Annotated in this window: 17 protein-coding genes; 9 read left to right on the top strand and 8 right to left on the bottom strand. The window is 61.9% G+C overall.

What is annotated here, in order from left to right:
* Nucleotides 1-6: 6 nt before the first annotated feature.
* Entirely contained in the window at nt 7-1,191 is a 1,185-nt protein-coding gene (locus ACU4IU_RS07900) for an amidase (RefSeq protein WP_446656387.1), read from the bottom strand.
* A 649-nt stretch (nt 1,192-1,840) separates the two neighbouring features.
* Between ACU4IU_RS07900 and ACU4IU_RS07895 the strand changes: the two genes are divergently transcribed.
* A complete protein-coding gene (locus ACU4IU_RS07895) occupies nt 1,841-2,341 on the top strand; it encodes an NADPH-dependent FMN reductase (RefSeq protein WP_259358188.1) in 501 nt (166 codons plus the stop codon).
* A 183-nt stretch (nt 2,342-2,524) separates the two neighbouring features.
* On the opposite strand, the gene ACU4IU_RS07890 is transcribed toward ACU4IU_RS07895, so the two are convergent.
* From ACU4IU_RS07890 to ACU4IU_RS07880, 3 genes are all read right to left on the bottom strand, one after another.
* On the bottom strand, nt 2,525-2,854 hold the full coding sequence (locus tag ACU4IU_RS07890) for a putative quinol monooxygenase (RefSeq protein ID WP_446656386.1): 330 nt from the start codon (nt 2,852-2,854) through the stop codon (nt 2,525-2,527).
* 82 nt (nt 2,855-2,936) lie between these two features.
* Nucleotides 2,937-3,722 carry an acetoin reductase gene (locus tag ACU4IU_RS07885; protein ID WP_446656385.1) on the bottom strand — a complete coding sequence of 262 codons (786 nt, stop codon included), beginning with the start codon at nt 3,720-3,722 and terminating at the stop codon, nt 2,937-2,939.
* Between the two features lie 169 nt (nt 3,723-3,891).
* Nucleotides 3,892-4,719, bottom strand: a complete 828-nt coding sequence (locus ACU4IU_RS07880; protein WP_172172749.1) for an IclR family transcriptional regulator — start codon at nt 4,717-4,719, stop codon at nt 3,892-3,894.
* A gap of 112 nt (nt 4,720-4,831) precedes the next feature.
* On the opposite strand from ACU4IU_RS07880, the gene ACU4IU_RS07875 reads away from it, so the two are divergent.
* The 4 genes from ACU4IU_RS07875 to ACU4IU_RS07860 all read left to right on the top strand — a co-directional run bounded on the left by ACU4IU_RS07875 (nt 4,832) and on the right by ACU4IU_RS07860 (nt 8,652).
* A complete protein-coding gene (locus ACU4IU_RS07875) occupies nt 4,832-5,407 on the top strand; it encodes a hypothetical protein (RefSeq protein ID WP_376905038.1) in 576 nt (191 codons plus the stop codon).
* A complete protein-coding gene (locus ACU4IU_RS07870; protein WP_446656384.1) occupies nt 5,407-7,029 on the top strand; it encodes a GMC family oxidoreductase in 1,623 nt (540 codons plus the stop codon). The genes ACU4IU_RS07875 and ACU4IU_RS07870 overlap by 1 nt, the downstream gene beginning before the upstream one ends.
* Nucleotides 7,030-7,156: 127 nt before the next feature.
* Nucleotides 7,157-7,717, top strand: a complete 561-nt coding sequence (locus ACU4IU_RS07865; protein WP_446656383.1) for a dihydrofolate reductase family protein — start codon at nt 7,157-7,159, stop codon at nt 7,715-7,717.
* 176 nt (nt 7,718-7,893) lie between these two features.
* Nucleotides 7,894-8,652, top strand: coding sequence for an HpcH/HpaI aldolase family protein (locus ACU4IU_RS07860; protein ID WP_420096793.1), 759 nt, complete (start codon nt 7,894-7,896; stop codon nt 8,650-8,652).
* A gap of 67 nt (nt 8,653-8,719) precedes the next feature.
* Here the strand turns inward: ACU4IU_RS07860 and ACU4IU_RS07855 are convergent, their stop codons facing one another.
* Complete coding sequence (locus ACU4IU_RS07855; RefSeq protein WP_139470449.1) at nt 8,720-9,796, bottom strand: IS110 family transposase; 1,077 nt, start codon at nt 9,794-9,796, stop codon at nt 8,720-8,722.
* Between the two features lie 596 nt (nt 9,797-10,392).
* Here ACU4IU_RS07855 and ACU4IU_RS07850 point away from each other — a divergent pair.
* The 4 genes from ACU4IU_RS07850 to ACU4IU_RS07835 all read left to right on the top strand — a co-directional run bounded on the left by ACU4IU_RS07850 (nt 10,393) and on the right by ACU4IU_RS07835 (nt 14,843).
* Nucleotides 10,393-11,241 (top strand): ABC transporter permease, encoded by an 849-nt coding sequence (locus tag ACU4IU_RS07850; RefSeq protein WP_139467840.1) that lies wholly within the window; start codon nt 10,393-10,395, stop codon nt 11,239-11,241.
* A gap of 11 nt (nt 11,242-11,252) precedes the next feature.
* Nucleotides 11,253-12,281 carry an ABC transporter substrate-binding protein gene (locus ACU4IU_RS07845; RefSeq protein ID WP_139467841.1) on the top strand — a complete coding sequence of 343 codons (1,029 nt, stop codon included), beginning with the start codon at nt 11,253-11,255 and terminating at the stop codon, nt 12,279-12,281.
* A 13-nt stretch (nt 12,282-12,294) separates the two neighbouring features.
* Nucleotides 12,295-13,074 (top strand): ABC transporter ATP-binding protein, encoded by a 780-nt coding sequence (locus ACU4IU_RS07840; RefSeq protein WP_139467842.1) that lies wholly within the window; start codon nt 12,295-12,297, stop codon nt 13,072-13,074.
* 119 nt (nt 13,075-13,193) lie between these two features.
* Nucleotides 13,194-14,843: a M24 family metallopeptidase gene (locus ACU4IU_RS07835; protein ID WP_139467843.1), complete on the top strand. Its 1,650-nt coding sequence runs from the start codon at nt 13,194-13,196 to the stop codon at nt 14,841-14,843.
* 222 nt (nt 14,844-15,065) lie between these two features.
* Here ACU4IU_RS07835 and ACU4IU_RS07830 read toward each other — a convergent pair whose 3' ends face one another.
* From ACU4IU_RS07830 to ACU4IU_RS07820, 3 genes are all read right to left on the bottom strand, one after another.
* Nucleotides 15,066-17,225, bottom strand: a complete 2,160-nt coding sequence (locus ACU4IU_RS07830) for an aldehyde dehydrogenase family protein (RefSeq protein WP_446656382.1) — start codon at nt 17,223-17,225, stop codon at nt 15,066-15,068.
* 109 nt (nt 17,226-17,334) lie between these two features.
* On the bottom strand, nt 17,335-18,282 hold the full coding sequence (kdgD, locus tag ACU4IU_RS07825) for a 5-dehydro-4-deoxyglucarate dehydratase (RefSeq protein WP_139467845.1): 948 nt from the start codon (nt 18,280-18,282) through the stop codon (nt 17,335-17,337).
* Between the two features lie 100 nt (nt 18,283-18,382).
* Nucleotides 18,383-19,267, bottom strand: a complete 885-nt coding sequence (locus ACU4IU_RS07820; protein WP_139467846.1) for a LysR family transcriptional regulator — start codon at nt 19,265-19,267, stop codon at nt 18,383-18,385.
* Nucleotides 19,268-19,345 lie beyond the last annotated feature (78 nt).

The raw sequence follows: 19,345 nt of genomic DNA, 5'->3' as shown, positions 1-19,345 counted from the left end.
GGGCAGTCATTTCTGTGGTTGTCTGCAGGTCTCTGCAATAGTCGCCGCGACTGCGAGCAGCGCCCGGTCGTCGTAAGGGCGGCCGATGAGCTGAAGTGCAGGCGAGAGGCCTCCTCCTGCAGTTGGCAGCGGGACAGTGATCGCAGGCAGTCCGAGATAGTTGATGGTGCGTGTGTACCTGCTGGCTCGCATGTAGTCGCTGCGAGCACGGGAACCTGTCGCGTTGGACGTCGACATCTGTGGCGCGAGGATCGGGCTCGTCGGTGTGAGGAGGAACCGCGAACCTCCCATAGCCGTGGCGAGAAACTCGGAGGTCAGGGCCGAACGGCAGGCGAGAGCATCTGCGTAGCCGATCGCGGGAATCGCAGTTCCACGGATCACGCGTGAGAGGACCTGGTCGCCGAGGAGGTCCCAGTTCCATCCGAGGATGCTGCCGACGTTTCGTGCGGCCTCGACGCTGACAACTGTGACGGACCTTCTGTTGAGCTCGGCATCGTCGATGTCGACTCCCTTTCCGTCCAGACGTCCGAATCCACTGGTATTGCTCAGTCCGATCTCCTCGACGACGTCGAGTGCACTAGCGAATGCGGAGGCGACCTCGTCCTCGCAGTCTCTGTCGACGGCAGACCGGGACAGGTGTGTGAAGCCGGAGAACTCTGAGGCATTGCAGGTTTCGAGCCGGCTGCGAGCTTCGATATAGACGACCGAGGGGTCGGAGACGAGAACCTCGAAGGCCTGCTGCGCAATCGTGGTGTCGGAGGCCAGCAGACCGATGGTGTCAAGAGTCTCGGAAAGCGGGATGAGACCGGAATGGGAGAAGAGGCCATTGGTGGGTTTGTATCCGACGAGGCCGCAATAGGCAGCTGGAAGCCGTACGGATCCTCCGGTGTCCGTACCCAGAGAGAGATCGCAGGCGCCGGTGGCGACGGAGATTGCCGAGCCACTCGACGAACCCCCGGACAGGTGGGAAGCGCTGAGGGGATTGACGCCGTCTCCGAACCATTGGTTGTGGCCGGTGGGACTCAGCGCGAATTCCGCCATATGGTTGGCCCCGATGATCGCTCCTCCTGCCGTTTCGAGTGAGCGGAGTATGGGGGAGGTGGTCTCTGCTCGCGTGTCCGACAAGGCCGGGCTGCCAGCAGTGATCGGATAGTTGCGGATGCCGATATTGTCTTTGTGGGTGATTCTCAACCCGGACAGTTCATATGTCAGTACAGGTGCGCCAGTGACCGTGGACTCTGTGTATGTGCGGAAGATTCCGGTTCTCGGGGACTCGTCGACGGTGTTGTGCCAGTGAACATCTGAGGAATCGACTGAAGTGCCTGGTGGATTGAGCCAGTGAGGCGGTGACGGTGGTGTGAACGAGCGGTCTATTTCGGTGGCACTCGCGGCAACTAGGGATTCTGCACGGTCATTGCCGACAGAGCCGAGGAGGTTGTCGACGGCTCCGCTGATGCGCGCCGCCGGGTGCGCATCGTGGTTCTCAGAGGTGGTGCTCATTTCAGCCCGTTCTCATTGCGATGTGCGGTGCAGCGCGGCTCTGCGCGCACCGGCCATGGAGCGACTCGAGGCGATCGAGTGGAAACTCCTGATGGCAGAATCGAGCTTAAACCTATGATGTTTATACGTCAATAGGAATCTTCTAGAGCTAAAGCTGGCTCTGAGGCTCGTTAATATCTGATCAATTGGGCTTCGATGTGGCTATGTGACGGTGAAACGCGTCTGTGACTCCCTGTGACTGTGGCGAAATAGGACTCTGGTCTGCATGGTTAGGGTGACTGTCATGGAAGGCGGCGAATGTCCGTCCTTCATCGGCTCAACTGTTGGGAGAGGACCCCTTATGACCACACGCATCGCCGTCGTCGTCGGCAACCCGAGCTCAAATTCGCGAACCCGCCAAGTGGCCGAAGACCTCGCCGCCAAGATCGCCGAGGTGACCGGATCCGAGATCGACGAAACCATCGAACTCGCCGAGGTGACCGACGAGATCTTCGAATGGAAGTCCGACCGCCTCAACACACTCACCGAACGTCTGGCCACCGCCGACTACGCCGTCATCGCCACGCCGACCTATAAGGCCAGCTACACCGGACTGCTCAAAGCCTTCCTCGACCGGTACGACGCTGGCGGTCTGCACGGGCTGACCGCGATCCCGGTCTTCACGATCGGGTCCCCGGCGCACACGCTCGCGGTGGAGACGACCCTGCGTCCGCTGCTCGTCGAACTCGGCGCCAGCGTGCCGACGAAAGGTCTGGCGTTCCCGACCGCAAAATTCGATGACCGCGCAAACGTGCTCGACGAATGGGTCGACAGCCAGAAGGCGTACCTGCCGCAGAGGTGAGCCTTCAGCTTGGTGAACCTGCAGCGGCTTAGTGCAGGGGCCGAGCTATTGCAGTTTCACCACGCGGGAGAGCTGGCCGGTGCCGGGAACGTGGCGCGGGCCCGCTGAACGCATCAGCGGACCCGCGCGACATCCTCGGCGAATGAGGTCGCCCCGATCGGGGACGGGTGCCTCGGTGGGGGTTCAGCCGATCTGCAGCTCGCCCATCGCATCCCAATCGTCACCGTCGATCTGACGGGAGATGATCTTCGGGGTCGCTGCCAGCGCGGAGTGCATCGGCCCGCCTTCGGCGGTCGCGGCCTGGAAGTGGTCGGACTTCACGTGCGCTTCGGCGGCATCGTCGTCGAAGGCTTCGACGAGGACATACTCGTTCGGGTCATCGAGGCTGCGCGACCAGTCGAACCATTTGTTGCCCGGTTCGGCACGGGTCGCCTCGGTGAATTCGCGGGTGAGTTCGGGCCACTGGTCGGCCATTTCGGGGTTGACGGGGAACTTCACGACGATGAAGATCATGGCTTCTTCCTTCTCTCTGTGGTTGTTCTCTCGGGTGGAGATGTGGGTGTGGCGGTGTCGGTTTCTGCTATCAGCGACAACGTTACGAGAACTGCATTCCGCCGTCGACGAGCATGGTCTGCCCGGTGATGTAATCGGAGTCCTCGCTGGCGAGGAACGACACGAGGTTCGCGACGTCCTCGGGCACGGACACCCGGCCCATGAGGATGTCACCAGCATATTTCTTGATCGCCTCACCCTTGGCCAGTCCCTCCTCGGCGGCGAGCTTCTCATCGATGAGATCCCACATCGCGGTGCCGACGATGCCGGGCCCGTAGGCGTTGACGGTGATGCCGTGCTTGGCCCACTCCATTGCCGCACCCTGGGTGAGCCCGCGCACCGCCCATTTCGTCGCCGAATACGGCGACAGGAGGGCGAAGGGGCGGAACGCGACGATCGAGGCGGCGCCGATGATCTTGCCGCCGTTGCCCTGCTCGATCATCTGCTTCGCCGCGGCCTGATACGACAGGAACACCCCGGTGAGATTGACGTCGACGATCTTCTCGAAATCGGCCTTCGAATATTCAATGAGGGGTTCGACCTGCGCGATTCCGGCGTTGGCGACGAAGACGTCGAGTTTTCCTCCCGCTTCCACGGCGACCTCGACGAGGCGGCTCAGCGAATCCTCGTCCGTGACGTCGACCTCAGCGACGGTGGCCCTCCCACCTGCGCTTTCGATCGTTGTGACGGTCTCCGCCACCCCGTCCTGCATGCTCGGCAGGTCAGCCACGATGACATGATGGCCATCGGTTCCGAGCCTCTGCGCGATGCCCTGACCGATTCCCCGAGCGGATCCCGTCACCACTGCGACGCTGTTGTTCGTGCCCATTTCTCCTCCTTGAGTTCTCAACTGTGAGCGAGCACGATCATTCTCAGCAGAGCCGGCAGCCGGAGGACATGGTTCTTCTCATGTGGCGATAAAGCTGGGGGTCACACGTGGCCGGTTGTGGGGCGGGTGGTCGCTGTCGCGAGTGCTGTCTCCATCGGGAGTTCGGGGCTCAGGCGTGTTCGGCGACGGGGACGGTGACCGACCCGCCGCGCAGGTAGCTCGACGCCAGTCCCGCATGCTCGCGCAGGGTCGACTCGACCAGCTTCGCGCGACCCGCCATCTTCGACGAGGGGGTGCTGATCGCCATCGCCCCGACCTGCATTCCCGTGCCGTTGCGCACCGGCACGGCCGCGCAGGTCTGACGGGGCAGGAACTCCTCGTGCTCCCAGGCGATTCCGCGGGTGGCCACCTCGGCGAGGTGGGGGTCGAGGGCCTCCCGACTGATCATCGTCTGCGGGGTGAGCACCTGCATCCCGCGCGCCTCGAGGTAGTCGGTGCGCTGCGGTTCGGGCATTCCGGCCAGGAGGATCTTGCCGAAAGCGGTGGCGTGCGCCGCCTCGTGGAAACCGAAGCGCAGAGGCCGCAGCCGCGGATGCTTCTCGCAGTCGGAGCAGTAAGTGAGGATGATGTCCGAGCCGCGGTAGATCGCGAAATAGGCGGCAGTGCCCAGCGACCGGTGGAGCTGATCGGTGATCTGCCGGATCGGATGCGGAGCGACGAGGCGCTGCTGGAACGACAGTCCGAGTTCGAAGCATTTGGGACCGAGCTCGAAGCGCTTGGTGTCCTTGAGGTAGACGAGATACCCGGAATCGGCGAGCTCGTTGAGGAGCCGGTAGACGGTGGGCAGCGGGATCTCGAGGCGGGTGGCCACGGTCTTCGCGGCGGCACAGCCCGAAGCGGCGACGGCCTCCAGGACGGAGAAGGTTCGTTGGATCACGGCACTGTTGGACACACGGTCTCCTGACTGTGCGATCGCCTCGGCGATCGACTTTTTCATGTGATGAGAATGAGGATAGTCCATGGTGTCGCGGGTCACATAGGTTGCTCATGTCAGGACAGTGGTGGGCGTGCGTCGATGCCGCCTGCCGAGTGGAGCAAAGGAGCATCCGATGGCATTCCCTGCAAAATACCCATCGCTGAATGCGATGGAGATGACGGACGAGGCGAAGCAGACCCTCATCCGAGTGCTGCGCGTGGCATTCCCGCACGCAGATTTCCCCGACGGACCGTATTTGCGCACCGCGGAGAAGATCCTCATCGCCGCCGATGAGGAGACGTGGTTCCGGGTGGCCCTCATCCAAGGGCTGCTGTCGTTGGATCAGCTCTCCGACGGTGATTTCTGCGGACTCGATGATGACTCCGCGCTCAAGGTGCTGCGCCGGGTCGAGTCCACCGAGTTCTTCGGTTTCGTCCGCCGCACCGCCGTGCTCAACCTCTATGACGATGTCGAGGTGTGGGAGACGCTCGGCTACGAAGGACCCTCGTTCGACAAGGGCGGCTACATCAACCGCGGCTTCGACGATCTCGACTGGCTGCCCGAACCGCGGATCGTCTACCCCGAGGACGAGCCGCTGCCGGAGCTCGGCGACGGGGTTGCGGGTGTCCGCAGCGGCAGCGCTGCCGGTGACGATTCGACCAATCAGCCGGCGCCGCAGAGCGTCGAGATGGGTGAGGTGAAGAAGTGATGACCGCTGAGAATATAGGACGCGGTGCCAGCGCCGAGGCTGGACGCAGCGTGACCGGATTCAGCATCGACCCGGACGAAGAGGCCGTCGTCATCGTCGGCTCCGGCGCCGGCGGGGGAACCCTGGCCTACGAGCTCACCGCGAAGGGCATTCCCGTCGTCGTGCTCGAAGCCGGGCCGTATCTGCGCAACGAGGACTACGTCAACAACGAATGGGAAGCCTTCAACCAGATGGCCTGGCTCGATCCCAGGACGACGACCGGATCGTGGCGGATCGCCCGCGATTTCCCGAACCTGCCGGCCTGGATCGTCAAAGCTGTGGGCGGCACGACGACCCACTGGTCGGGAGCGACCCCGCGATTCAAGGCTCATGAGTTCAAGGCCCGCAGCGTCTACGGCCGCATCGACGGCGCCAACCTCCTCGACTGGCCGATCACGCTTGAGGAGATGGCCCCGTACTACGACCGGGCCGAGAAGGCGATGGGTTCGACCCACGTCCACGGCCGGAAGCCGCTGCCGGCGAACAACAACTACAAGGTCTTCGCCGGAGGGGCGAAGGAGGTCGGCTACAAGTTCTATGCGACCGGGCCGTACGCCACGAACGCCGAAGAATACGACGGCCGCCCCGCCTCCATCCAGGACGGCTTCAACTTCCAAGGCGATAAGAACAAATCCAAATGGTCGACCCTGGTCAGAGAGCTGCCGCGGGCGGCGGACACCGGGCTGCTCGATCTGCGGCCCGAGTCCCAGGCAGTGCAGATCACCCACGATGCGGGCGGTCGGGCCGACGCCGTGCTCTACCTCGACAAGGACGGCAACCTCCACCGTCAGGCCGCGAAGGTCGTGTGCGTGGCCGGCAATTCGATCGAGACGCCGAGGCTGCTCCTCCTCTCCGGCACACCGTCCTTCCCCGATGGGTTGGCGAACTCGTCCGGCCATGTGGGCCGGAACTATATGCGCCACCTGACCGGTACCGTGTGGGGCCACTTCGACAAGCCGGTGCGGATGTATCGCGGGGAGACGATGGCCGGAGTCATCGCCGACGAGTCGATCCACGACCCCGACCGCGGATTCTCCGGCGGCTACTACATGGAGACGATCTCGTTGGGCCCGGCATTCATGGCCTCCTTCGTCGAGCCCGGCGGCTGGGGACCGGACTTCGCGGCGCTGCTCGACCGGTATCTCAACACGGCGGGAATGTGGATCGTCGGTGAGGACATGCCGCAGGAGAGCAACCGGGTGACGCTGAATACGACGGTCAAGGACACGAACGGTCTGCCCGTGCCGAACGTCCACTACGACGACCATGCCAATGACCTGGCGATGCGCGAACACGCCTACGCCGCAGGTCAGAGGGTCTACGAGGCGGTCGGAGCGCAGACCTCCCACCGCACTCCGCCCTATCCGTCGACGCATAACCTCGGCACCGCGCGGATGAGCGAACGCCCCGAAGACGGAGTCGTCGACAAATGGGGCCGGACCCACGACGTGAAGAACCTCTTCATCTCCGACGGATCGGTCTTCACCACCGGCGCCGCCGCGAACCCGACACTGACGATCGTGGCGCTCGCGATCCGGCAGGCCGAGTACATCGCCGAGGCGCTGCGGACTCAGGAGATATAGGGGCGGCAGGATGTCGTCGCATCGATCGGCGTCGGTTCTGTCAACGGATGGAATCGACGCCGAACTGCTGTGAGAGAGCATCGGACCAATAGGATGAAAGGGAGACGCATTAAGGAGGAGACTGCCTGTGGCACGTACCGTCTACTACACCGCGACCACGCTCGACGGGCTCATCGCCGACCCGAATGACTCGCTCGAATGGCTGCTGCGCCAGACCGAAGAACCGCCGGACGACGGGTTCATCGACGGAGTCGGAGCGATCGTCATGGGCTCGACGACGTACGAATGGGTGCTGCGCAATCTCGACGGGCCGTGGCCCTATGAGGTTCCCGCGTGGGTGATGACCCACCGGAAGCTCGGCCTGCCCGAAGCCGGGAAGGATGGGAAGACACCCGACATCCGGTTCGCGAAGGGCTCGGTCTCCGACCACTACTTCGAAATGTGCACCGCCACGGGCGACCATGACCTGTGGGTGATGGGCGGCGGCGACCTCGCCGGACAGTTCGCCGACGAGGGACTCCTCGACGAGATCATCACCTGGACCGCGCCGGTGGTCCTCGGCAAGGGGCGCTCGCTGCTGCCGCGCCGCCTCGACCTCGAACTCATAGAGGTCGGACACAGCGATCCCTTCGTCATCTCCCGCCACCGAGTCATCGGGCCCCTCCTCGAGGACAGCCCAACCGAGTGAAATCCCTCGCCGAGGTGGGGCGACGTTTCGTACGGGTCGATCTTTGGTACGGACGTTCAGGGCCGCCTCGGCGAAGTGATCGATGATCTATACGCAAGGGTGGGCCGCCTCGGCGAGGTTCATCCGGATATCGGGCACCCCTGGTGGGCGGTGGGATTCCGTGATTCGATGCAGTCATGACTGCTGCGATTGAGAACCATCGGGCCCGCCTGCGCGCGGGGGAGATCTACAACGGACTGTGGATGATGTCGACGAGTCCGGAGCTGGCGAAGGCCGGGTCGGCGGCCGGATTCGACTATGTCTGCCTCGACCTGCAGCACGGGCTGGTGCGGCCCACCGACGTGCTGCGACTGTCCGACGCTGTGCGCGCCAGCGGCGACGCACTCGTAACGGCGCGGGTCGCGGCGAACCGATTCACGGAGATCGGGGCGCTCGCCGACGCCGGAGTCGAGGCGATCATCGTTCCGCTCGTGTCCTCGGTCGACGAGGCACAGGCTGCGGTGGCCGCGCTCGACTATCCCTCGCGGGGCGGGGATCGTTCGTGGGGGCCGACAGCCGAGATCATGCACGGCGCCGTGCAGGATACGCGGGATGAGCGGCCTCTGCTGTTCGTCATGATCGAAAACGAGGAGGGTCTGGCCGCGGTCGAGGACATCTGCGTCGTGCCGGGAATCGACGGGGTGTACGTCGGACCGTCCGATCTCGCGTTCGCTGTCGGCGCGCTGCCGGGGCAGCACAACGAGGCCCACGCCGAGGCGCTCGTGCGGATCCGCACGGCCGCTGATGCCGCCGGGGTGGTTCCGGGAATCCACTGCGGCGACGGCGAGGAGGCTCGGTTGCGTCGGGAACAGGGCTTCCGCTTCATCACCTCATGCGGCGACTTGGGTGCCGCGGGCCGAGCCTTCCGAGAGGACCTGGCAAACGCCCGGAGTTGATCTATTGCTACCTGACGGCGGCCCAGCAACCTCGCGCGAGGTATCTGGGCCGATCCTTCTATGTCTGTCAAGCCGGCGTGGGAATTGTTTCTAGCCCGTTGAGAATCTTGAAAACTCGACGCGCGAGATACCATTTGAGCTTGCGCTTGAGCTCCCTCTTCGACTTCTTCGTCGGGTCCTCACCAAAGCGCTGGGCAACATAATCCCTGGTTCTCTCATCGTGGATCATCCGGTTCGTGATCACCGTGTGCAGGGCCCGGTTCAACTGCCGATCCCCACCCCTGTTCAACCGGTGTCGTTGCGTGTTGCCCGACGAAGCAGGGATCGGATTCGCCCCTGCCAGGGCTGCGAACGCAGCCGCGTTACGGACTCGTCCCGGATGCGACCAGGCGGTGAAGAACACCGCGGCAGTGAACGTACCGATCCCGGGTTCGGCCAGCAAGACTGCCGCCGGACTGGCCTCAACAAGTTCAGCGAGCTTGTCATGGTTGTCCTGCAGATCGTCATCAAGATCGAGGACGCGTTGAGCTAAACGGACCGCTTCGTCCCGGGACGTGGCCAGGCCGATGTCTTCCTTCCTCGACCGCCACTTCGAGATCTCGACGAACTGGGCATCGGTCAACGAGTTACGGGCATCAATTCCCAGAGCGACAGTGCGCACCAACGCGGTCAGGGAGTTGATCATCCGGGTCCGTTCGGTGGTCATCGCGTCCCGGGCTGCCAACAGCACGCGCAGGCCCTGGCGGACTCCTTCGCCTTGGCGTGGCCACCGCAGCTGGTCGGTGTGTAGCGCCAGCACGGACTTCGCGATCCGGTAGGAGTCGAGCTCATCGCTCTTACCCACGCCGTACCGGGCTTTGGCATCCATGCGTCCAGCTTCGACCACGGGGTATTCGGTCGTGGCGATATGACCGGTCAGCACCGCCCCGTAGGATGCGGTTCCTTCCACGACCCACAGGGTGTCGAGGTCACCTTTCGTCCACCGGCCTGCCCAGGTCAGGGCCCGTTTGATGCCGGCCCGAGATGTCGGGAAGCTGCCGGTAGCCACGAGGATGCCGGTGTTGGTGATGATCGTGTAGACGTGTTTTCTGGCGTGTGTATCGACGCCGATGAAGAAGTTGTATAAGTGCGCGACAATGGACATAGCGGTTCGAAGCTCCCTGTTTGACCGATAGGTTGTGCGGCCGCTTGCGGCCGGTACCGGTCCGGGATGAGGTCACTTCGGAACAACACTGTGATGAGTCACGCCCCGGCAAGGGGCGGACAGCCTTCTGATCAAGTTACCGAGGTGGGCCGAGTCGGTGCCGGCCGCACCACCCATGTGATCGGACAAATCGGCCCGAAGACACCACCAAAAGGGGGGTGGGTCACCGCCAGGTTGAGTCACGATCACGGGATGGAGAGGCCAACACCTACTCTGCCAGCCGGTCCCAGACCAGCCACTACCAAGACTCACAGCCGTCAGGTAGTTCGGGGATCCGCGTTGCGCGCGACGTTGCCATGGTGCGCCAGGATGTTCTTGGGAAGTCCGAGTATCCTGGCGTTTCTCAGTTCAACTCTCGAGTTTTTCCTGCCTGCACAAACTCATTGATGCAATTCCTTCAGGGTATCGAAACATGCGAAAACAATCTTGGACAGGCATCGTTGAGTCGCGAATACTGGAACGCATCACAGTTGTTCCACGTCACAAATGCAATGCCACACCTGCTCATGGACCAGAACCCAATGGAGGGATCGCCAATGACAACAGCACCACGCATCGATACCGATGCAGTTCGACCTGTGGAGCCCAGCCCTGCGCCGGCAGCTCCGCCGACTGCATCTAGGCTCAAACCTGAGTCATTCACAGCGGGAATCAAAGCTGTTGTCGGGCTCGTCGGATTGTTCGCGATCTGGGAGCTAGCAGTCTTCATCTTCGACTTCCCGAAGTATCTGCTTGTCGGTCCGATTTCGGCGTTCGAAGAATTGTTCACGAACCCGGGATACTTCGCGGTCAACGCTCTCACTACCCTCCAGGAAGGTCTCGCAGGCTTTGCGCTCGGCACAGCATTGGGCGTTCTGTGTGGAGCACTCCTCTATTACGCTTCCTTCCTTCGTCCCTTCCTCTATCCGGCGCTCATCGCCATCGACACGATTCCGAAGGTCGCTCTGGCGCCGCTGTTCATCGTCTGGTTCGGCTTCGGCTTCGAGTCGAAGGCTTTCGTGGCAATGGCCATCGCATTCTTCCCGCTCGTCATCAACACATTCGACGGGCTCAACTCTGTGCCGCACGAGCTGCAGGACCTTGCACGCATCAACCGTGCCTCGAAGCTGAAGAAGATGATGAAGATCGATTTCATCTATGCGCTTCCTTCGATCTTCACGGGAGCTAAGATCTCGATCTCGCTGGCTGTCGGCGGTGCCGTGGTCGGTGAGTTCATCGCCGGGTCCAAGGGCCTCGGATACGTCATTCTTCTCGCGAACTCTCAGGTCGACCTCCCCTCGATGTTCGCAGCATTCATCGTGCTTGCGGCGATCGCATTGCTTCTCTTCTTCATCATCGACCTCATCTCGAAGAAGCTGCTGCCGTGGAAGAACTACACGAAGTGAGAGGCGGAACCATGCACATCTTGAAGAAACTGCTAGTTGCGCCGCTCCTGCTGTCTGTCGTCACTCTGACAGGATGCACGCCAAAGGACGGACTCGATGACTTCAACCTCATGGTCGACGTCGCCTATCTGCCGAAGCACGCACCGTTCTTCGCAGCTGAGGCCGAGGGGTTCTTTGAAGAGGAAGGATTCGACGTCTCGCTGATGCCGGGTTCCGGCTCAACGAACACCGTGACTTCCGTCGAAACCGGGAGAGTCGACGCCGGATGGGCCGATTTCGGCGCGACCATCCTCAGCCAGGGCAAAGGAGCTCACGTTAAGCAGGTGAATCTGCTTCAGGCCCGATCAGCGTATGCGACTATCGCACTCGAGAGTTCGGGTATCAAAACCTGGGAGGACATGAAGGGCAAGACGGTGGCGACTGAGGGTGCCGGTGCCATGACGGCTATGTGGCCGCTCGCGCTCGAACGCAGTGGCCTCAAACAGGATGACGTCAACGTCGTCCACGCCACCGGCGAATCGAAGATTCCAGGTCTGCTGGCCGACCGCTGGGATGCGAACCTCGCGCTCTACGTCTCCGACGAGCCGGCGCTGATGGCGCTCGGTGAGAAGGCGAACATCCTCAAATGGTCTGACGTCGGCATCGACCTCTACGGCAATGGCATCGTGGTCTCGGATGAGGCCCTGAAGAATGATCCCGAGCGTGTTGAGCGCTTCAACCGCGCGATGCAGAAGGGCTTTCTCTGGGCCTGCGACCACCCGGATCAGACTGCAGAGGACTTCACGAAGGAAGTTCAAGGGTACGAACCGGAGACCGTGACCTATGCGCTCAAGTCGCAATGCGAGTTGAACTGGGCCACCGGAAAGTCAGACGACCAGTTCGGTGTGATGACCGACGATGGAGTTGGGCAGATGCTGAACGTGGCCACTGACTTCCTCGGTCTCGAGAATTCGACCGACCTCACCGTCGATGACATCTATACGAACGACTACATCGACCCGATTCGCCATGACGAAGACGTTGCGGCACCCACAAAGTGAATGGAGTACGACCATGACCACTGACTATGCGATCTCAGTCAACAACGTCGGCAAGACCTACACCTCGCGAGACGGGCAGGAGAACGTCGTCCTCAAGGGACTCGACTTCCATGTCAACCCGGGGGAGTTCGTCTCGATCGTCGGCCAGTCCGGCAGCGGAAAGACCACTCTGCTCAACACGATCTCGGGTCTGCAGGAAGCCTCTGAAGGCGAAATCCTCATCCGCGGACGTGAGATCAGCGCCGCTCTCAAGGACATCGGAATGGTGTTCCAGAGCCCGGTCCTCCTGCCCTGGCGGAATAATCTCGACAATGTCCTCCTGCCCTTGGAATTTCGTGACGCCGTCACATCGGAATCCAAGGACCACGCCATGGAGCTGCTGCACATGGTCGGACTTGGAGAGAAAGCGACCCGGTACTCCTACGAGCTCAGCGGTGGGATGCAGCAGCGCGTCGCCATCTGCCGCGCGTTGGTTTCACGTCCGGAAATTCTCCTCATGGATGAGCCATTCGGCGCACTCGACGCGATGACGCGTGATTCGATGAACTTCGAAATCCAGAGGATCTGGCGCCGCACGGGCTGCAGTGTCCTCTTCGTCACCCACAGCATCTCTGAAGCTGTATGGCTGGCAGATCGAGTCGTCGTTGTCGGTGATCGTCCGGGACGGATCGTCGCTGACGTCAAGGTGGACATCGAACGTCCCCGCGCGAAAGAGCACAAATTCTCAGAGAACTTCGCCAGCTACGTGGCGGAGATCGAATCCCACATCGGCGTCACCGCCGGAATCAGCTGAGCGGTCCGCCCGTCCGGCCCGACGAACACATGCCAGGGATGGCCGGCAGGGATCCTTCGGCCCAAGGCACACCGCACGAGGCGAACACGTCTCAAGGAAGATATGGAGTTGGAAACGCAATGATCAAACTGACAACCGACAAGACGCGTCTGGCAGATTCGTTCGGACTAGATGCCCAGAAGAGCCTTCTGTTCTCTGCGATTCGCCTTGATTCGAGCCCTCTGGTTGCACCGATCATCGCCGACACGACCGACGGTGAAGTGCTGCTTGTTCGCCAGCAGGAGCAGGGAAACGCCCTGTCCGCCGGGGTACCGAAGGAGCGGATGAGATTCTATGCGCCGTGGGTGACGATCGATCCCCGAATTGTTGCCGATACACCAGCCTCAGCATCACTCTCGACATTGGTTGAGGAGCTCGCAGAAGGGGATCAGGTCGGTCTCGACTCCGGTGTTGTCATGAAGCACTACTCGACGTTGTCGAAGAGCCTCGATGTCGTCGCCGACAAGCAGCCGACGACTCCGGTGGTCGCCTATGAGATCGACACCGCAGCGGTTCTTGAGCGCTTCTCTCGCTGGCGTGAGCTCGGAGCGGAGACTGCGACGCGGCTCATCGACGACGTCGAACATCTTGACGGACTGGACAAGGAGATCCAGTCGCAGACCGACACACGCTATTCGGCGCTGCAGTCGATGGCGAAGGACCGCGGTCTCGACGCCGTCATCATCGCCGCTCCGCCGAACTTCAGCGAGGTCGTCGGAACTCAGCAGAGCGAAGATCAACTGGCGGTTTGGTCAACGCAGGACGAGAAACTCTACGTTCTCGCCCCGGAGACCGCGCACGGTGTGACCGGCACTCCTATCGGCCGCTTCGCCGGACTTGGTGCGGCAGCTGTGGCACTGGCTCATGGCAATCAGATCGGCGTTGAGGAGGAGTGGATCGCAACCGGTCTGGCACTCGAACTCGAAGCCGAAGGCGCCGTCCTCAATGAGTTGTCGACCGCTCTTGGTCACTGGCGCGATATTCGTGACCACGAAGACCTCGGGTTCCAGATCGTTGCTGCCAGGTGCAGCGTCTTCGCCATCGAAGAGGCTCTGAAATGGGCGGAGGAGTCGTTGGCGGCGGGGCTTGAGTTCACCGAGCTCGACATCTACGCGCGCTATGTGGACAAGATCGTCGAATTTCGCACGGACAACGTGATTCCTTTTGCGATCGAACCGTACTTCACCAACTTGCACTCCTCGAACAGAATGCTGTTTCCCGGACCTCCCGTCGATTTCCCGATCAACGATGACACGAAGTGCATCCAACTCGACGCCGGTGTGCGGATCACCTTTGACGGGATCACTGTGGCGACCTCCGATATGGCACGGTCGCTTCCGCGTACCGATAGTGCCAAAGAGGCCTATGAGTTCTTCTTCGACGTGGTCCGTGAGGGAATCATCGGCCAGTTGCGTCCCGGAGTCGTGTGCGAGGATGTCCATCAGGGGACATTGGACTACTTGGCGCCCCACCTCGACAGGATGATCGAGATCGGCATGCTCGGTGCAGACGTGGATTTCAACACGGAATACCGGAAGCGCAATGTCGGGCACCTCATGGGCAAGCAGGAGTCATTCGCCAACGAGCTGCGTCCCGGCTACAAGCACGTCTTGGAGGTCGGTTCCTTCGGCGCCGCGGAGATCCCGTGGCGGTACGGCAATGTGGCGATCGGCACTGAGGACCTCTGGTTCATCGGGTCGGACCGTACCTATATTCTCTCCAAGCGCTGAGGCGGGACCTCTCCACTTCGATGTGTCACACGCAGGACGCTCAACTCCTTACAGGTTGAACGGGGCGGACATTCCCACAAGGGAGTGTCCGCCCCGTTGCGTAGATTGAAACCAGCAGAAGAGTGAGATGCAGTTACCTTATGGTCAGCAGGGAATTGAAAGCGGTCCGGTCGTTGAATCGACCGGACCGCTCTGCGTTTGTGCTGTCAGCTTGGCAGCTGATCAGCTGGGGCGGAGTTCACCTGGACTCTTGAGCTTGACCACGGCTTCGATCTCAACCGGTGAGTTCGCAGGGAGACGCGGGACTCCCAGAGCAGTGCGTGCATGACGGCCTGCGTCTCCCAGAGCATCGACAAGGAGTTTGGAGGCCCCTTCAGCGACGACGGGGTGCTTACTGAAGTCTGTCGGACTGGCCACATAGACGTTGAGTTTGGCGATGCCCTCGACATTGTCGAGGCTGAGGTTCGTCTCCAGCTGGGCAATGAGATTCACCGCGCACAGCTGAGCTGCCGCAATTCCGTCCTCTATGCTCAGATCCTCACCGACGACTCCCTGGACCGGTACTTCTCCGCCTTGTTTGGCAATCTGCCCGGACACGAAGGCCAACTGGCCGGCGACGGTCACCGTCTCGTAGCTGTAGCTGGCGGGATTGGCTTCGGGAAGGTCGAATCCGAGTTCATTGAGACGGTGGCGCACGCCGTCTGCGAAGGATTTCGCCGAGACAGCTGCGTCGGTAGCGGCCGAGGCATCGCCACGCTGTGCTGCAGAGTATCGACCATCGAGCACCCGGGCCACCGCCCAAGGATTGGCGTCCTGGAGGACCGGATGAAGAATGGCCAGCGGGACGTTCTGGTAGGCGACCGGGCGGAGGAACCTGTCGATCGCAGTTGCACCCACCGAAGTGGTCTGCGGAGCTGACGTCGCTGGAAACGGTCCACCATGGATCATCGCATGGCCGACATCGACTCCTGTCGGCCAACCGTTGACGATGATCCGTCCGACGGTGAGTTCCAGCGCGCGCACAAGCGCGTCGGCCACCTCGGTGTCGTGTTCACCCATCTGCAGTGTCGCAGTCAGCTGTCCTTCGAGCTCTGCTACGACATGCTCCAGCTCATCAGTCGAGTGATAGCGCACGACGAGGGCAGCGGAACCGAAGATCTCATTCTGCAGTTCCTTGTTCGACGCGAAGTCCTGGATCGAGGTCGTGAACACGCGGGGCCCGGGCGCGTTGAGCGTCTCCCCATCCGCCCCCTGAGCCAGAGATGAGACGCCCGGCTGTGCTGAAAGCTGGTCGATTCCACTCTGCCAGGCTGCGGCTATGGAGGGAGTGAGCATCGTTTGACCCTTCGCCGCGTTGAATTCCTCAGCAATGCGAGCCGTCAGAGCATCTCCACGGTCGCCGTTGGGAACGAAGAGAATTCCAGGGGAGGTGCACAACTGACCGGAGGAACCGGTCACTGCTCCGAAAAAGCCTTGGGCCACCTCGGCGACGTCATCGGCAATGGCACCTGGCAGGACGAACACGGGATTGATTGAACTCATCTCGGCATAGACAGGGATCGGTGTGGGTCGAGCCGCGGTGGCGGCCGACAATGCCAGTCCGGCAGCCCTGGAACCGGTGAATCCTACGGCCGTGATTCGCCGGTCCGTGGCTAGCTGCTGCCCGACCTCGGAGCCAGCCCCATAGACGAGTGAAAAGACGCCCGGGTGAAGCCCGCTGTCGCGAACGGCACGAGTGATGGCGGCACCGACCAGTTCGTTGGTCCCGGGGTGGGCATTATGGGCCTTGACGATGACCGGGCATCCGGCAGCAAGTGCGGAAGCGGTGTCACCGCCTGCGGTTGAGAAAGCAAGGGGAAAGTTGCTCGCGCCGAAGACAGCGACGGGGCCCAGAGGAACCTTGCGCTGACGAATATCGGGGCGCGGCAGCGGTGCGCGGTCCGGGAGCGCGGGATCAATGCGCACGCCGTGGGCGTCACCGAGCCGAACGACCGATGCGAACAGGCGCAGCTGGTTGGAGGTTCTGGTGATCTCGCCATTCAGGCGCCCCGCAGGAAGTCCGGTCTCCAGAACGGCCCGGTCGACGATGCGCCGCGCGTCAGACTCGATATTGGCTGCGATTCTCTCGAGAAAGGTTGCGCGGATCTCCGGCGAAGTGCCGCGGTACGAAGGGAACGCATCGTGGGCCTCGGCGATGGCTGCGGATACCTGCTCCTCGGTGAGCAGCGTGTATTCGGGATCTAAGGTCTCACCTGTCGCCGGATTGATTGCACGGCTGGTCTCCCCCTGTCCTGGCGTCTTCGTGCCGGCCACAATTGATGTGCCGGAAAGTGATGTGTCGACGTCCGAGTCGGTCGTCGCGGTAGTGAACTGCGTCGTCATAAGTGACCTCTATTCCTGATAGCGATGTCGGCGCCGACCGGCTCAAGCCGATCGGCGCCGATCTGTGGGTGTGGCTGTCTCAGCCGCGGATTCGTGGCGGACTGAACGTTCAGGCGACCGCGGACGCGGTGCGGTCGAGTCGGATGCCGGCAGCGGACATAACTTGTTCGAGATCCTGCAGGTCTGCCTCGGTGAGGTTCTGCAAGGGTGGCCGGACCGGCCCGCAGTCGCGGCCGATGACTTTGAGGCCGCCCTTGACGATGGAGACGCCGTAGCCGGCCACTCGTTCGCGGATCTTCGAGTAGGGCAGGACGAAGGAGTTGAGCTTCTCTGTCACGGCGGCGCGGTCCTGTTTGCGCACCGCATCGTAGAAGTCGAGGGCGAATTCGGGTGCGAAGTTGAACATGGCGGATGAGTAGGTGCTCATTCCGAGCTGCAGCAATGGCAGTGCATAGACTTCGGCGGTCGGAAGTCCGCCGAGGTAGAAGAGGCGGTCGCCGGTGCGGGCGTAGACCTTCGTCAGCTGCTCGATGTCGCCGAGGGCGTCCTTGAAGCCGATGAAATTCTCATGGGTGTCGGCGAGGCGCTCAACGGTCTCGGGCGAGTAGATCGCATTTGCCCGGTTGTAGACGATGACGCCGATCTTGGTTGCTTTGCAGATGGCGGATACGTGCTCGAAGAGGCCGTCTTGGCTGCATTCAGTGAGGTAGGGAGGAAGGGCCAGAAGGCCCTCTGCTCCGGCTTCCTCGGCGTCGATCGCATTCTGCACGGCGTGTGCAGTGGCACCCCCTGCCGAAGCAAGGACCGGCACTTCAGTACGTGAGTTTGAAACTGCCAAGCCCACGACCTGTTTCGCTTCCGGGGGAGTGAGGCTGAATCCCTCGCCGGTTCCGCCAGCGGCGAAGAGTCCTGCGACGTCGAAGCTCGACTGCCAGGTGATGTGGTCGGAATAGGCGTCGGCGTCGAGGGACAGGTCTGCGTTGAATGCTGTCGCGGGGAAGGAGAGGAGTCCGTCCTTGAGGTGGTCGGCGAGTTCTTGAGGTTGGTAATTGGCCACGGAATGACGTCCTTTTTAGTCGGGATAGTGATCCCACTGTAAGAACGAGGAATAATTCCTGTCCAAGATTATTTATATATGCATTGATGCCCAGAAGGTATTATCTTAATTCTCTGCGAATCAATGCGAGGACTTCCTTGAGTGCCGGGTTGCGGGACTCCGGATTCCAGATCGCATGAAGTTCGACGACATCGCGTGGAGCGTCGTGGAGCGGCACATATGTGACACCGTCGACGCCGAGGCGAGCAGCTGATTCCGAGACGACGGCGATGCCGCGACCAGCAGCGACGAGATTGACGATGGTCAGGATCTGGCTCAGCGAATGAGCCACCTCATTGGCTTCGACATCGATGTAGCGAACGGTGAGATCGTAGAAGTATCGAGCCCTCGTGGCATCGTGCATGAGCAGTCGCTGACCGGAGATCTCCTTTGTGTCCACAGAGTCACGTGCGGCGAACGCATGGTCCGAAGGGACTGCCAGTACGAGCTGCTCAGACAGGACCAGGGTCGCGTCGATGGTTTCGGGAATGCGGCCCACTCGCCCCAGGCCGATGTCGATCTTGCCCTCAGACAAGGCCTTGATCTGTTCTCCCGTAACCATCTCGGCGATCTCGACGCTTATGCCCGGCAGCTGTTCTGCCAGGGTCGAGACCAGACTGCCGAGGACGCCGAACGTCGAGACCGCAGTGCACCCGATGGTGATCTGACCCCAGGAGCCCTCGGCGATCTTCTGTGCTCGCCGCGGGGCACGCTCGACGGAGGCGAGCAGACCGTATGCCTCAGCGAGGAAGGCCTCACCTGCCGGCGTAAGTGTGACGGTGCGATTGTTGCGTTCGAAGAGGTGGACACCGATCGATTTCTCCAGCTTCTGGATCTGCCGGCTCAACGGTGGCTGGGTCATATTCAGCTCTTCAGCGGCGCGTCCGAAGTGAAGGTTTTCGGCCACCGCGATGAAGCCGGTGATCTGTGCCAAGGTGAACTGCATCGCTCGCTCGTTTTCTTTCGTGGGCCACGGCCTGTGCTGTTCAGCAGTGTATCGGGCGTGCGGCACCTCGCTTTCAGT

Source organism: Brevibacterium sp. CSND-B09, from assembly GCF_052906525.1.
The sequence above is the reverse complement of the archived record's forward strand: the minus strand, read 5'-3'. Positions and strand labels throughout refer to the sequence as shown.

Bases quoted from the DNA above. Each gene is read 5' to 3' on its own strand.
- ACU4IU_RS07895 (WP_259358188.1), top strand. From the start codon at position 1,841: ATGACCACACGCATCGCCGTCGTCGTCGGCAACCCGAGCTCAAATTCG.
- ACU4IU_RS07890 (WP_446656386.1), bottom strand. From the start codon at position 2,854: ATGATCTTCATCGTCGTGAAGTTCCCCGTCAACCCCGAAATGGCCGAC.
- ACU4IU_RS07885 (WP_446656385.1), bottom strand. From the start codon at position 3,722: ATGGGCACGAACAACAGCGTCGCAGTGGTGACGGGATCCGCTCGGGGA.
- ACU4IU_RS07880 (WP_172172749.1), bottom strand. From the start codon at position 4,719: ATGAAAAAGTCGATCGCCGAGGCGATCGCACAGTCAGGAGACCGTGTG.
- ACU4IU_RS07875 (WP_376905038.1), top strand. From the start codon at position 4,832: ATGGCATTCCCTGCAAAATACCCATCGCTGAATGCGATGGAGATGACG.
- ACU4IU_RS07870 (WP_446656384.1), top strand. From the start codon at position 5,407: ATGACCGCTGAGAATATAGGACGCGGTGCCAGCGCCGAGGCTGGACGC.
- ACU4IU_RS07860 (WP_420096793.1), top strand. From the start codon at position 7,894: ATGACTGCTGCGATTGAGAACCATCGGGCCCGCCTGCGCGCGGGGGAG.
- ACU4IU_RS07855 (WP_139470449.1), bottom strand. From the start codon at position 9,796: ATGTCCATTGTCGCGCACTTATACAACTTCTTCATCGGCGTCGATACA.
- ACU4IU_RS07850 (WP_139467840.1), top strand. From the start codon at position 10,393: ATGACAACAGCACCACGCATCGATACCGATGCAGTTCGACCTGTGGAG.
- ACU4IU_RS07845 (WP_139467841.1), top strand. From the start codon at position 11,253: ATGCACATCTTGAAGAAACTGCTAGTTGCGCCGCTCCTGCTGTCTGTC.
- ACU4IU_RS07840 (WP_139467842.1), top strand. From the start codon at position 12,295: ATGACCACTGACTATGCGATCTCAGTCAACAACGTCGGCAAGACCTAC.
- ACU4IU_RS07835 (WP_139467843.1), top strand. From the start codon at position 13,194: ATGATCAAACTGACAACCGACAAGACGCGTCTGGCAGATTCGTTCGGA.
- ACU4IU_RS07830 (WP_446656382.1), bottom strand. From the start codon at position 17,225: ATGACGACGCAGTTCACTACCGCGACGACCGACTCGGACGTCGACACA.
- ACU4IU_RS07820 (WP_139467846.1), bottom strand. From the start codon at position 19,267: ATGCAGTTCACCTTGGCACAGATCACCGGCTTCATCGCGGTGGCCGAA.